Raw genomic sequence first — 12,994 nt, forward strand, 5'->3', positions numbered from 1 at the left:
CTTCTTGATTATTAATGACTCATTATTTGAATAGTAAGGCTTTAACACTAAATTTTCCCAACTGTGGTAACCAAAGCCCATAACTAAAATATCGTAAATCATGACAACATTTCTATGATATTAATACATAATTATAAAAATCAACTGAGCAATTACTCCGAATTTGCGTTATCCATATTAAAGTAGTTCTTGTATTCGCGCTTAATCACTTCTTTTTAACAGTGGATGTTCTTTTTTGTAATCATGTTCATGATTATGGCCTCGGGACTTCAACACAACATATTCTTTTTTACAGTCCGTTAAAAACTGCAAGGAATTTGTCTTGCCCGTTTGGCTATCAATTAAAAAAAGGCTAATCGTATTATTTTTCGGAGAAACTATTTCAATAATACGCCCATCATCATGATAATAATCACCTTTATTAATCGTCACATTAAAATCTTTGATACTCTCGACTCTGCGATGCTCTTTACTTTTATTTAAAGGAAAGCCTGCATATTCACCGATGACAAAATCACGGATGTTAATCACATCATTAAAGAAAAATACTTTGGCGATGGGTGCAGCGGTTGGGAATGTAAAGCTACCATTCCTATCGTGTGATATCTGGTTGATCGATTGGTCAATATCACAGGTATAAACCAACGTTGAATTAGGCGCTTGACATCCAGCTAAAGCCATAATCGCAGTAAATAAAAATCCTATTTTTTTCATTGCATTCCTTGAATTAATAAAGTGCACAAAACTTAGCTTAGTATAAGCAACGTTAAGTTAAAGCTGAAATTTTAAGCGTAAGAAAATGTTTATATTTGATTAGCTCTATTCCTTATTATCAGCTTTATTAGCCCCCCTCTAAGAATGATATTCTCCGCCCCCCAATTGGCACCTTAACATTTGTAAAAAGTGGAGCTTTTATCAAACCACAATTTACTTATATTAATGCTATTATTTTTTATAAGGTACTCTATTTATGCACATAGAAAATGAATTTGGCCAACCTATTGGTCGGCTAATTCCAAATTGGTCTGCGCGCCAATTACCTCAGCGAATTCAACTACAAGGCAGACACTGCCGGATTGCTCCCCTCAATACTTCACACGCTGAAAGCTTATATCAGTCATTTTCCCAATCACCAGATAAGCGTAGTTGGACTTGGTTATCTGATGAAGCGCCTCAAAATTTTGAGCAATATAAAGATTGGGTTCATCACGCTTCACAAAAAAGTGATCCCTTATTTTTTACTATTTTTAATAAGCGCAATGATGCAGCAATTGGTGTATTTTCATTAATGAGAATAGATGCAAATAATGGGGTTGTTGAAGTCGGTCATGTTCACTTTTCCACCTTACTCAGTGGGACAATCATGTCAACCGAAGCACACTGGCTATTGATGCAATATGTATTTAATACACTAGGTTACAGACGTTACGAATGGAAATGCAATAGCTTGAATAACCCTTCCCATCAAGCTGCATTACGTTTAGGTTTTCAATATGAGGGACGATTTCGTAATGCACTAGTGACCAAAGGCCGAAATCGAGATACCGATTGGTTTTCGATTATTGACAGTGAATGGCCACAGGTAAATGAAGCACTACAAGCTTGGTTAGCTGATTCTAACCATCGCAATGGTAAGCAAATAAAATCCCTTTCAACTATTCGAAAAAGTTTCTTGTTAGTCGAAGATTAACGTTGATAGCCCCAATTGGGGCTATCAAAATAATGGAAATTAAGAAAAATCAGGCCCAATCACATCAATACGATCTGTACAAATTGCATCAACCCCCCACTGTAAAAGCTGAGAGGCTCGAGCTGGGTCATTCACAGTGTAAGCTAATATGCGTAACCCTGCTTGTTTAAGCATTTTGACGCGTGCTTCATCTAAGAGTTTATGGTTTAAATGAATAGAAATACATGCCAATTGTGTTGTTAATTGTTGCCAATCATCACGCCACTTATCGAGTAACAGCCCCCTTGGTAGTTCAGGAACCGTTTTTTGGGCAGCCTCTAAAGCCTCAACAGAAAAGGACGATAATAACGGTGCCGTTTGCCCAACCCAGAGTTCTCGGGCTGCCAATGAAACCAAAGTGCCTGTCTCAATTTCGAGACCTGTTGTTGGCTTAATTTCGATATTCGCCATCATGCCGTATTTCTGGCAACGATCTGCAACTTGTTCAAGGGAAGGTAAGTGCTCACCTGCAAACTCTGAACTATACCAACTTCCTGCATCAATAGTGAGCAATTCTTCCCAACTCAGTAACCCAGCAATACCAGCACCATCACTCGTTCTTTCTAGCGTATCGTCGTGCAACAGAAAAATTTGCCCGTCAATGGAGAGTTTTGCATCAAACTCAATCATTGTATGCCCAAAGCTCGCACCAACATCAATTGCGGCTAACGTATTTTCAGGTGCAAGTTTACCGCCACCTCGGTGTGCGACAACATGCGGGTAAGGCCAATTACTCATAAACGGTATCCCTGTTGGCTATCGAAAAAATGTAGGTGCGTATCTGGAAAATGAAGATACAGAGCCGTCCCTACCTGTGGACGAAATTCATGACTAAGGCGTACAACCACTTTTTGTGAGGCTATACGCCCATGCACTAAATTATCTGCGCCGAGTATTTCAAGATTTTCGACCACCAGCGGTATTCCTTCAGCTGTTTTCGAAACCCATTCTATATGCTCAGGTCGTATCCCTAACGTTATCGCACTCCCTGCCCACTGTAAATATTGGCGATTCAGTGGTATCAAATGCCCTGAACTAAATATAAAAAATTTACCATCCTCGCTAATTTTACCCTCAAATAAGTTCATCGCTGGTGAGCCAATAAAACTGGCAACAAAACGACTCGCAGGTTTCTCATAGACCTCAACAGGGGTACCTATCTGCTCTACAATCCCTCTATTCATCACCATCACTCTCTGAGCCAATGTCATTGCCTCTACTTGGTCATGAGTCACATACAAACTGGTTGTTTTAAGCCTTTGATGAAGATGTTGTAGTTCCAGTCGCATTTGTACGCGTAATTTAGCATCTAAGTTGGACAATGGCTCATCAAACAAAAACACAGCGGGATCACGTACTATTGCCCGTCCCATCGCAACACGCTGGCGCTGCCCTCCTGACAATTCACGCGGACGGCGTTGCAACAAACCCTCTAGCTCTAATATACGGGCAGCTTCTTCAACTTTTTTGCGGATTTGATCTTTACCTAACCCTCTGATTTTTAACCCCCACGCCATGTTTTCTTCAACACTCATATGTGGGTATAACGCATAATTTTGAAAAACCATTGCAATGCCGCGCTCTTTAGGTTCTAAATTTGTCACTCGTTGCTGGTCAATCCAAATATCACCACTGGTCACTCGCTCAAGGCCTGCAACCATACGTAATAACGTTGATTTTCCACAACCTGACGGACCAACCATCACAATAAACTCACCATCCGCAACATCAACAGTTAATGGCTTAATAACTTGGTTTTTACCATCCCAACTTTTACTAACTGCTTGTAATTTTAACTCTGCCATGGCTTATTTCTCGCTATCGACCAAGCCACGCACAAATGCTCTTTGCATGACTAAAACAATAATTACAGGGGGGATTAATGTCAGCAGCATCGCTGCCATGACTAGATTCCATTGTGTTGTTCCTTCTCCTGAAGCAATCATGCCCTTTATCCCTGCAACCGCCGTCCCTAAATCTAGGTCAGTAATAATCAATAGTGGCCACAGATATTGATTCCAACCATAAATAAAGGTAATCACAAATAAAGCCGCGAGATTAGTTTTTGAAAGTGGCAATACAATATCGAAGAAAAAGCGCATCGGGGTTGCACCATCAATGCGAGCAGCTTCCATAAGTTCATCAGGCAACGTCATAAAAAACTGGCGAAATAAAAAAGTCGCTGTCGCAGAGGCCATGAGGGGCAATGTTAGACCTGAATAGCTATCAAACATATTCAAATTAGAAATCACTTCGATCGTCGGAAAAATGCGTACCTCAACAGGAAGCATTAATGTAATAAAAATCATCCAAAAAAAGAGGTGACGAAATGGAAAACGAAACCAAACAATGGCAAAAGCAGATAACAGTGAAACCGTAATTTTCCCAATCGTGATAACCAAAGCCATCAATGTACTATTCGCTAACATCACCCAAAAAGGAGCACTGTTGGCTGCTACGCCATTGTTCCAAATGTAGCTCAAGTTTTCCCATAAATGGCTACCAGGGATCAGCGTAATCGGCGTTTCAAATACCGCTTGGTTATCTAAGGTTGCGGCGACAAAAGCCACATAGAGTGGAAATAAAATAACTATCGTACCTAAGATAAGTATGACATGGCTAAAGATCGTTAACCCTCGGCGCTGTTCAATCATTGATAACGCACCTTACGTTCAATAAAACGGAATTGAATAATGGTTAAAATCACCACTAATAACATTAAAATGACAGATTGCGCTGCGGAAGAGGATAAATCTAACCCAGAAAAACCCTCTCGATATATCTTATAAATCAATGTTGTTGTTGCTTGAATTGGCCCGCCCCCTGTTGCCGCATCAATAATCGGGAATGTGTCAAAAAAGGCATATACCAAATTCACGACTAATAAGAAGAAACTGACTGGTGTAATCAACGGTAATGAAATGCGGAAAAAACGGCGGATAGGCCCAGCGCCATCAATAGCGGCAGCTTCCATCAAAGAACGTGGAATGGATTGTAAAGCGGCAAAGAAAAACAAAAAATTATAACTAATTTGCTTCCAAACAGAAGCGAGAACAACCAAAAACATCGCTTGCCCACTGTGCTGAGCATGGTTCCAATCATACCCTATAGATTCTAATACATGGGTAATTAACCCTCTGCCTGGGCTGAATAAAAACATCCATAAAACCGCGGCAATAGCAGGAGCTACCGCATAGGGTAATAACATCAATGTTTGGTAAAAACGGCTACCTCGAATGACATAATCCACCAAGGCGGCAAAAAACAATGAGACAAATAACCCACATCCTGCCACTAATCCACTAAACACCATGGTGGTATAAAATGAATCAAGATAATAGCTATCTTGGAATAATTGAATAAAGTTATCTAACCCAACAAATTCACTTGAGAACCCAAATGGATCAATATTTTGCAATGAGTACCATAAGGCTTGAACAGCTGGCCAAATAAAAAAAATAATGGTAATCAATAACTGAGGTAGAACAAGGGCATAGGGTAGCCAACTTGATCGAAAAACAGGTCGTGAAGAAGACATAAAAACACTCGGTTAAGTTGCATAATTGCCCCTTCCTTGAAGAAAGAGGCAATAGTGTCTGTCAGTTACTGCTGGGTTGATTTTTCAAAGCGGCGTAATAATTGATTACCGCGTTCAACCGCAGTATCTAAAGCCTGCTGAGGCGTTTTTTTCCCTGACCAAACCGATTCTAATTCTTCATCTACAATGGTACGAATTTGAGGCATATTCCCTAAACGTAAGCCTTTGGTGTAGGCTAAAGGAGGTTTGTTTAGCATCTGGCGAGTCGCAATATCTGCACCTGGGTTTTTATCATAATAACCCGATTCACGGCTTAAATTATAAGCTGCTGTTGTTATCGGCAAATAACCCGTTTTTTGGTGCCACTGTGCTGCATTTTCAGGTTTAGCTAAGAACTGCATAAACTCGGCAACCCCTTTATATGTTGCAGGGTCTTTTCCTGCCATCACCCATAAACTGGCTCCACCGATAATGGCATTTTGCGGTGCTCCCTCCACTTCGGCGTCATAAGGCATCATGCCAACACCAAAATCAAATTTGGCATGCTTGCGAATATTCGCGAGTGAGCCTGAAGAAGCGGTAATGATGGCACAATCGCCGTTGTAGAATTTTTCGGTGGATTCATCTTTACGGCCTAAGTAGCTGAAATCGCCTTTTTTATTCATTTCTTGCAACAAAGCGATATGCTTAACTTGTGTTGGCTGATTAAATTCTAAAACAGCATCTACCCCATCAAACCCATTATTTTTTGACGCAATAGGTTTACCATGCCAAGCACTAAAGTTTTCAATTTGGATCCAACCTTGCCAGCCACTGGCATAACCACATTTCATACCAGACTCACGTAGCTTTGCCGTATAAGCCGCCATGTCTTGCCATGTTTTCGGCGGCTCATCTGGATTTAAGCCTGCTTTTTTGAAGGCTTCTTTGTTGTAATACAAAACAGGCGTTGAGCTATTAAACGGTTGCGATAACAAATGCCCTGTTTTTGCATCACTGTAATAACCCGAAACGGTTGGAACAAATTGCGATTCATCAAATGCAATACCTGCATCTTGGAAAACTTCATAAACTGGCTTAATCGCCTTAGATGCCATCATCGTTGCCGTGCCAACTTCATAAACCTGTAAAATGGCAGGGGCATTACCAGAACGAAAAGCCGCAATACCTGCAGCAAGGCTTTGTTCATAGTTGCCTTTATATACAGGCATAATTTTATAATCTGGGTGTGTCTTATTAAATTCGGTGGCTAACGCATTAACCTCTTCACCCAGCTCCCCTTCCATGGAATGCCAAAAGGAAATTTCAGTGGCGGCGATGGCTTGGCTGGCAAATAATAAACTGAATACTGTCGCTAGCGTTGAATGTTGTAACGGTGTCATTCTATTTATCTCGCTTTCTATTGAATTGCGCTTAGATTTGCATCAAATGTACGAAATCACGCAGTTTATGTTCGAGATAGAATGTACCAGTAGGAAATGACAGAAATATAACTCACGGATGACAGAACAATGACAAAAATGTCTCTAAAGTATGAGATATAAATGACAATCTATTGAAAAATAAAAGACAGTCATCACCTGCCCCTGACATGAAATGCTGTCACTTATGTAAGCCACTATTTTTTATTAATTAATAAAATTTCACTTCTGTTTTACTAGTTTTTGCCAATTTCACCGTTTTACCATTCGAGTCCAAGGTAAGAGTAAAATTACACTGGTAAGCAATATTGCGCTTATCATAATCACATTTTGAATCAACCAATAGAATTGTTTGCCCTAATGCCCGAATATCCATAGTAAGATCAAATGGTTTCGTGAAATCTTTACCATAAGTTATTAACGTCTCTGAAATAACGCTATTACCTTTATAATATTTAATTTCTGTTGGTAGCTTATGCTCGTTATAGCTGTTCTCACCAAATTTTTCTTTCGTGTCCGCAAGCACTGAACCTGTGATAAATCCATCTTTATTATATTGATAGATTAATTCTCCATTTGTATCTTTCCTTGAAATTATATTACAGTCTTTACCTATCACAATTTCGACTGGCCCATTCGCATCCATTCCAATCAACTTATTCTTAACCCTTTTAATTGAAAGGTAATTATGAACACTGCTTAGATATTCATCTTTTTTCTGATCTAGCCAAAAACTCTCGACACAACCATCAGGCCCTATTTTTAGTACGGACTTGTAATTAATCGTTTTATCTTCATTGTAAACCGTGCCGACAAGCTCCTTAACATTGCCCCTTACAGGATTAAAATCATACAACTGAGCCATATTGAACACTACAGGGTTATATTGCTGTTCTTGAAAAGCCAAGGTTCCAAAAGAGGTAAAACAAACAATTACCTGCACCATTGGTAATACACATTTACAATTCATTTTTATTTTTTATACCCTTAAGGCTGGTATTCTGTGATGACTTAATAATGTCAGGTTTTGAGGTCGATTAAACCAACGTATCACACATCCCTACTTTATTGCTTACACGTTAAATTGGCAGAGAAGAACCTCACGAAAATTAACAAAGACGTCAACGCTTCCTCTATAGGTAGGATTTTTCAAGTTGCTCACCCATGAGTTAACTAAGTATCAATTCGCTTTTTCTATCACCTGAAATTAATGTCAAAATAACTAAACCACAAAGTATCCACTCCCTACTTATTTTTACTTTTGTTCCAAAGTACAAAATGAATAATCCCTAAACCACCGTGACCGTAAATATAAATCTCAATTAAAATTGTGAGTGATTTATGAATACTTCTAGCCTCTAAAGCAAGTGGCGACTGCTGTAACCATAGTATAAACCATACAATGCCCGACAAAATAACAATTGATAAAGCACCTAACCCTAACCCTTGAACTGTTGCTGCAAGTCCTTTAGGAGAGCTGTCTGGTAGTTTTTTGGCTAAAAGTAAGCTTATATCTTCTTTGATTTGCTTAAAATCCCCCCAGAGATAGGGATAAAAATATCTAAGCCCACGCTGGTTAAAACATGATACGACTAAAAAGAACGTCAGGAAAAAAAGTACAAATCCTGAAACAATATGAATCCAAGTGAATAAATAAGCTTCATCAAAAAAAGGAATAACTACTGACTTTGTTCCAGTCATCCAATTACTAACTATGATTTGTGATATCACTAAGAGTAGAATTAATACATGTAGAATTCTTATTCTTTTAGTCTGATAAAGACCAAAAAAATCCCAAATCGATTTGAATATGCTCACAATGTTTCACCTTTTTTATAATCTTTCGTACGGACATTGTTTAATAGCTTATAATACGCTTATTTTATGGCTTTAAGTCCTAGCCGTAGAATATTTTATATGAAATATAGCTCACATCTACCACTCAATTACGACAATCCTTTTAAGATGACTCCATTCATAGTTATGGAATATGTTTGTTTTCAGTATGGAATTAATGCGCAGAGGACAAAAAACCAGCCTTTTTATTGGCTGTTTATTTACTATTGTTGGTGGGCTAAGTGTATTTAAAGATAGTCCGTTACCATCCGCCAGCGTGTATGCATTTTATTTTGGCTTGGCACGCTTGATTGCCATGTCTGTTAGCTTCATAAATCACCAATATTGTATAGGGAAATTGCAGAGGAAATTTCTATACAAAAAAACTATGCAATAAATTATAGAGATTTAGAACGAGGTTAGTAGACTTAGGTAGAGTGAGATTTCGCTAGAATGCTTGATTTACTTGGGATTGGAAGACGTTACTAGAAGTGAAGATGGCGGAGGAGAGAACAATACACAACAATCAATATGTTGATAACAAACAATTATTTTAATTATAAATTTATAGATACCCCCAAATGTACCCCCTAATATTTTTGTCATGCCTGTTTTGAGGTGATTTTTAATCTCAATGTTAGCCCTACACTTTCCAATAACGTCATTGCAAAAATATCATCAAAATCTAATTTTATTTCAAAATATGCAACACTCATCAATCAGGGATCATGTCATCCAATTTATTAGCATGTTCTCTTAAATGCTCAGGCGCTAAATGAGCATAACGCTGAACCATAGAAATTGACTCCCATCCCCCCATTTCTTGCAGTATCGCCAGAGTAACGCCAGATTGAACCAACCAGCTCGCCCAAGTGTGCCGCAAATCATGGAATCTGAAATCAGTAATTCCAGCTTTTTTTAACGCTGTTCGCCATGCTCGATTCGAATCTATTTTTAATTTAACTCTAGCAATAAATATATCGCTTTTAGTGTTTTTATATTGCTGTTCACGGGTAAATACCCATACTTGGTGATTACCAATCTGCTTACTAACAATATTTGCTGCTGTTCTGTTAAACACAACCCCTATTGGTTTTTTCCCTTTCATCTCATCTGCGTCAATCCATGCCACACCCCGATCAATATCTACCTGAGACCATTTTAAGTTAATTATATTAGAACGCCTTAGCCCTGTTGCTAAAGCAAATCGGACAACATCTTTAAGGTATTCTGGTAACTCAGATAATAATCGTTGAACCTCATTTTTTCTAAGCCAACGGGTTCGGGACGAATCAGGCTGTGGAACTTTAAAATATAATGAATTTTCTAGCCACCCCCACTCAAATGTTGCGGCTCTGAATAGAGCTTTGAGCAAGCGAATATAACTAATGCTGGTGGCTATTTTGACAGGCTTAGGTTGGTACTTACCTATTGGTAGGTTATTGCCTTTATTTGATAGCTTTCTAGCTTCCCAATTTTGTCTGTGTTTTTCGTTCGACTGTGCATAAACAAAAGCAGTTAACTCCCCAGCTTCTATATCAACCAGTAGTCTTTTCCCAAATTTTATAGATAGTCGTTTTAGTTTAGATATATCACCTTTAATCGTTCTTTTTGTTTTTTTCTCTTTTATCCATCGCTCGCATGCATCTTCAAATGTATGCTTCTCTTTTTCCTTGAGGTGTCTTACCCTCCATGAGTCAGACTTCAACCTATCAAACAACTCTTGAGCTTCTACCTTACTTTCGGTGTGTAAGCTCTTGCGAACTCTTTTACCTGAATGTTCTGTAAAGTCACAAAACCAGATATTTCCCCTTAGATAAATTCCCATAGAAAGCCTCTAAAAGAGTTTTTTATAGATTATTAATTATAACCTGTAGAGAGTAAAAAAGCCCTCGGGTGATGGCTATGATTAGAACGAAAATTATACATAGATGTCTAAGAAGTATATGTCTGGAGGCGTTATGAATACATATAATGATAGAGAGAGATTAGTTTTATCGGAAATAGGTATGATGACAATCGAGCTGATATCGATAGGCAGTAGAGTTGATGGATATGGGATAGTTGATGGGTTGCATGCGAAAGTAGGGGGTGAAATGAATCCAACCAAAAAAGCTATTCTTAATGAAGCAATTACTATGATTAAGGTTAATGCATAGAAAAAGCCCTCGCGGAGAGGGCTGGGGGTTATTTGGAGTTCTGTATGCTCATTAGTCTGTGGATTGCAATGCTATCACTGACAAAAATAAACAATGACAATAAAAATATTATTATTTGAATTATACCCAAATACACATTAGGAAAAAAAATAATAATTGCGTATATAAGCATTGAAACAACGATGAGAAACACTCTTTTAGACACATAAAATGAATACTGCGCACTATCTATATTCCCTTGCATCATGGGTATTACTTTTGCCATTTTATGTGTGCATTGCCCGAAAATAACCGCAGACATAAGTGACCAGTCAGATGTTGTTAAGAGATGATATAATATTGATTTTATAGATGAATAGTCCTTAGCGATTGAAACAATGAACAAGCCCAGCACAGGAATTAAAAAAAACATAGCTTCACCGTAAGCATCGGCTCTCATTGCTCTATTTTTTCTATTCTCGTTTTGGGAACATGTCACTTTGATACCCCTTGGTTCGAACAACATCTATGACTTCAATTATTTTAACATCCTTTAGCTTGGGTTTTTTATTTTTATTTTCATAGTAAACTTCATTGTATTCTATAACAGCTTCCATAAGGTCTTTTGGCCCAATTGGGTCTATAAGCCCAGATTGATATCTTTGAAGCCAGTTTTCATCAGCTACTCTAGTTAGAAATATATTTTTTGTTTCTACTTCTTCAAGCTTCCAGACTGTATCACCTTTATTCACTGACACATTAACATAAAATTTAGATTTTCTTTTGTAATGGCGTTTTCTTGCGGACAAAACCTCGCTAACATCACCAACAAATGTGAATTTATTATTTAGCTTGGTGTAATTGTAATTACTATCATTTTCCATTGAGCCGAAGCCAATATATGTGCTCTCTCCATTTTTAAGTTTAGAATTTAGTACGGATAAATCAGATAGGGACTTCCCTAGTTGCTCCACATCTATCACTGGTTCGATTTTCATTCCATTGAGTTCATTGTTCGTGATAGAAGTAGACATATTCTGTGCGATAACCTCAATTTGATCTCTGGTTGATATCTCATGGGAGCTACATAGGTCACTTGCTAGTCTCGATGATGTGGAATCAAGAAGTTTATTGAATTTTTCTTTTATGCAACTGATAAAGGCTATAGCTGAACCACTCTTTAATCCTATTAGTTCAAAATGAGCGCAGTCTTTTTCATTGATTGACGTTAGGGTTATTACACCAATACTCTTATAAAATTTAACGTAACCAGTTAGGATATTTAAAATTTCCTCGGGATCCTTCCTATCTTTACTGTAATCAAATTTTATAGCTATAACATTATTCATCGCTATCTCATATTTAACTTGATGATTAATTATTAAAATCGCGTCAACCAAATTTCAGTTTTACTGTTGTTCTGTCAACCACACCCTAAAACGTGTCGTCAGCCGAAGAAGTACCCCTGTGAATCATCTTCAATAAGCCTAATAGCATCAGAGAAACTACCCAGCATCCTTTCATCATAGTTATGCCAGTTACTATCTTTATCCATCCAAAGCAGAGACCAAGAACTGCTAGCCTTGTTATGGGTAATTTTTGCTATTGGTTCTTGGATTTGGCTGTCACTCCAAGTGAGACGTCTAATTTCAAATATGACAACAGAATCATCTTCAATACGATAATTTAAGTCGAGTTCATCTCTAAGGTGTTCCGCTGGGCGACGTTTTTCCATGAAGAACTCCATGCATCGCTTAATATTCGCTACTTCAATATCGTTAAATGCCATACTTCCCTCTAAAGCGTATATTTACTCTACTCTACGTTGAAAATTGAAATCCAAGTGATAGGTTCTTCTGCAAACTGTAATACTGCTCCAACTGCTAGTGCGATTAGTAGCATAATAATCAGCAACCTATACTTAGATATAAAATTAAACATTTTTTTCATATCAAATAGTTACCCAAAGAAGCATCTACTAACATCATTCTCAACCACCTTAATGGCATCTGAGAAGGACGGTATAGACACTTTGATTGCAGCTATCCATTGATTAGGCTTAACTATGCTATATAGATTCCAGCTTGTATGAGGGCGATTTAGCACTATTTTTGCTATAGGTGATTCATATTTTTTATTATTGATGTAATTAACTCGGGAAATAATTACTTCATTGCCAATAATGCGGTATTGCAAATCGACCTCATCCCGAACAAAAGCAGGTGGCCTTCGTTTCTTCATGAACGATTCCATGCATTGCTTAACGTCAGTTATTTCTGCTTCATTGAGTGCCATGCATTATCCTTAAAACGTGTCGTCAGGCCAGCCATTT

Annotated in this window: 15 protein-coding genes; 2 read left to right on the top strand and 13 right to left on the bottom strand. The window is 37.9% G+C overall.

The window, feature by feature from the left end; genetic code table 11:
- Positions 1-201: 201 nt before the first annotated feature.
- Positions 202-714: a hypothetical protein gene (locus tag PR808_RS03620; protein WP_206086692.1), complete on the bottom strand. Its 513-nt coding sequence runs from the start codon at positions 712-714 to the stop codon at positions 202-204.
- A gap of 256 nt (positions 715-970) precedes the next feature.
- On the opposite strand from PR808_RS03620, the gene PR808_RS03625 reads away from it, so the two are divergent.
- Positions 971-1,690 carry a GNAT family N-acetyltransferase gene (locus PR808_RS03625; RefSeq protein ID WP_272538713.1) on the top strand — a complete coding sequence of 240 codons (720 nt, stop codon included), beginning with the start codon at positions 971-973 and terminating at the stop codon, positions 1,688-1,690.
- A gap of 39 nt (positions 1,691-1,729) precedes the next feature.
- On the opposite strand, the gene ugpQ is transcribed toward PR808_RS03625, so the two are convergent.
- From ugpQ to PR808_RS03665, 8 genes are all read right to left on the bottom strand, one after another.
- Positions 1,730-2,467: a glycerophosphodiester phosphodiesterase gene (gene ugpQ / locus PR808_RS03630; RefSeq protein ID WP_272538714.1), complete on the bottom strand. Its 738-nt coding sequence runs from the start codon at positions 2,465-2,467 to the stop codon at positions 1,730-1,732.
- Complete coding sequence (locus PR808_RS03635; protein WP_272538715.1) at positions 2,464-3,534, bottom strand: sn-glycerol-3-phosphate import ATP-binding protein UgpC; 1,071 nt, start codon at positions 3,532-3,534, stop codon at positions 2,464-2,466. Before PR808_RS03635 ends, ugpQ begins: the two co-directional genes overlap by 4 nt.
- 3 nt (positions 3,535-3,537) lie before the next feature.
- The gene (gene ugpE / locus PR808_RS03640; protein WP_206086688.1) at positions 3,538-4,383 is read right to left on the bottom strand and encodes a sn-glycerol-3-phosphate ABC transporter permease UgpE; all 846 of its coding nucleotides are present in this window, start codon (positions 4,381-4,383) and stop codon (positions 3,538-3,540) included.
- Positions 4,380-5,267 (bottom strand): sn-glycerol-3-phosphate ABC transporter permease UgpA, encoded by an 888-nt coding sequence (ugpA, locus tag PR808_RS03645; protein ID WP_206086687.1) that lies wholly within the window; start codon positions 5,265-5,267, stop codon positions 4,380-4,382. Before ugpA ends, ugpE begins: the two co-directional genes overlap by 4 nt.
- Before the next feature lie 65 nt (positions 5,268-5,332).
- The gene (ugpB, locus tag PR808_RS03650) at positions 5,333-6,649 is read right to left on the bottom strand and encodes a sn-glycerol-3-phosphate ABC transporter substrate-binding protein UgpB (protein WP_272538716.1); all 1,317 of its coding nucleotides are present in this window, start codon (positions 6,647-6,649) and stop codon (positions 5,333-5,335) included.
- Positions 6,650-6,899: 250 nt separating this feature from the next.
- Positions 6,900-7,634 carry a YnfC family lipoprotein gene (locus tag PR808_RS03655; RefSeq protein ID WP_272538717.1) on the bottom strand — a complete coding sequence of 245 codons (735 nt, stop codon included), beginning with the start codon at positions 7,632-7,634 and terminating at the stop codon, positions 6,900-6,902.
- A gap of 299 nt (positions 7,635-7,933) precedes the next feature.
- The gene (locus PR808_RS03660) at positions 7,934-8,506 is read right to left on the bottom strand and encodes a cytochrome b/b6 domain-containing protein (RefSeq protein WP_272538718.1); all 573 of its coding nucleotides are present in this window, start codon (positions 8,504-8,506) and stop codon (positions 7,934-7,936) included.
- 733 nt (positions 8,507-9,239) lie between these two features.
- Positions 9,240-10,352: a tyrosine-type recombinase/integrase gene (locus tag PR808_RS03665; RefSeq protein WP_272538719.1), complete on the bottom strand. Its 1,113-nt coding sequence runs from the start codon at positions 10,350-10,352 to the stop codon at positions 9,240-9,242.
- Between the two features lie 133 nt (positions 10,353-10,485).
- Between PR808_RS03665 and PR808_RS03670 the strand changes: the two genes are divergently transcribed.
- Complete coding sequence (locus PR808_RS03670; RefSeq protein ID WP_272538720.1) at positions 10,486-10,683, top strand: hypothetical protein; 198 nt, start codon at positions 10,486-10,488, stop codon at positions 10,681-10,683.
- Positions 10,684-10,711: 28 nt separating this feature from the next.
- On the opposite strand, the gene PR808_RS03675 is transcribed toward PR808_RS03670, so the two are convergent.
- The 4 genes from PR808_RS03675 to PR808_RS03690 form a co-directional block, all read right to left on the bottom strand.
- Positions 10,712-11,161, bottom strand: coding sequence for a hypothetical protein (locus PR808_RS03675; RefSeq protein ID WP_272538721.1), 450 nt, complete (start codon positions 11,159-11,161; stop codon positions 10,712-10,714).
- Positions 11,136-12,011 carry a hypothetical protein gene (locus PR808_RS03680; protein ID WP_272538722.1) on the bottom strand — a complete coding sequence of 292 codons (876 nt, stop codon included), beginning with the start codon at positions 12,009-12,011 and terminating at the stop codon, positions 11,136-11,138. The genes PR808_RS03675 and PR808_RS03680 overlap by 26 nt, the downstream gene beginning before the upstream one ends.
- Positions 12,012-12,109: 98 nt before the next feature.
- Positions 12,110-12,451: a DUF3024 domain-containing protein gene (locus tag PR808_RS03685; protein WP_210845751.1), complete on the bottom strand. Its 342-nt coding sequence runs from the start codon at positions 12,449-12,451 to the stop codon at positions 12,110-12,112.
- 170 nt (positions 12,452-12,621) lie between these two features.
- Entirely contained in the window at positions 12,622-12,957 is a 336-nt protein-coding gene (locus PR808_RS03690) for a DUF3024 domain-containing protein (protein ID WP_210845753.1), read from the bottom strand.
- Positions 12,958-12,994 lie beyond the last annotated feature (37 nt).

It is taken from the genome of Providencia sp. PROV197 (assembly GCF_028479625.1).
Taxonomy (GTDB): domain Bacteria; phylum Pseudomonadota; class Gammaproteobacteria; order Enterobacterales; family Enterobacteriaceae; genus Providencia; species Providencia vermicola.

Coding starts and splice junctions, on each gene's coding strand:
- PR808_RS03620 (WP_206086692.1), bottom strand. CDS start 714: ATGAAAAAAATAGGATTTTTATTTACTGCGATTATGGCTTTAGCTGGA.
- PR808_RS03625 (WP_272538713.1), top strand. CDS start 971: ATGCACATAGAAAATGAATTTGGCCAACCTATTGGTCGGCTAATTCCA.
- ugpQ (WP_272538714.1), bottom strand. CDS start 2,467: ATGAGTAATTGGCCTTACCCGCATGTTGTCGCACACCGAGGTGGCGGT.
- PR808_RS03635 (WP_272538715.1), bottom strand. CDS start 3,534: ATGGCAGAGTTAAAATTACAAGCAGTTAGTAAAAGTTGGGATGGTAAA.
- ugpE (WP_206086688.1), bottom strand. CDS start 4,383: ATGATTGAACAGCGCCGAGGGTTAACGATCTTTAGCCATGTCATACTT.
- ugpA (WP_206086687.1), bottom strand. CDS start 5,267: ATGTCTTCTTCACGACCTGTTTTTCGATCAAGTTGGCTACCCTATGCC.
- ugpB (WP_272538716.1), bottom strand. CDS start 6,649: ATGACACCGTTACAACATTCAACGCTAGCGACAGTATTCAGTTTATTA.
- PR808_RS03655 (WP_272538717.1), bottom strand. CDS start 7,634: ATGGTGCAGGTAATTGTTTGTTTTACCTCTTTTGGAACCTTGGCTTTT.
- PR808_RS03665 (WP_272538719.1), bottom strand. CDS start 10,352: ATGGGAATTTATCTAAGGGGAAATATCTGGTTTTGTGACTTTACAGAA.
- PR808_RS03670 (WP_272538720.1), top strand. CDS start 10,486: ATGAATACATATAATGATAGAGAGAGATTAGTTTTATCGGAAATAGGT.
- PR808_RS03680 (WP_272538722.1), bottom strand. CDS start 12,011: ATGAATAATGTTATAGCTATAAAATTTGATTACAGTAAAGATAGGAAG.
- PR808_RS03685 (WP_210845751.1), bottom strand. CDS start 12,451: ATGGCATTTAACGATATTGAAGTAGCGAATATTAAGCGATGCATGGAG.
- PR808_RS03690 (WP_210845753.1), bottom strand. CDS start 12,957: ATGGCACTCAATGAAGCAGAAATAACTGACGTTAAGCAATGCATGGAA.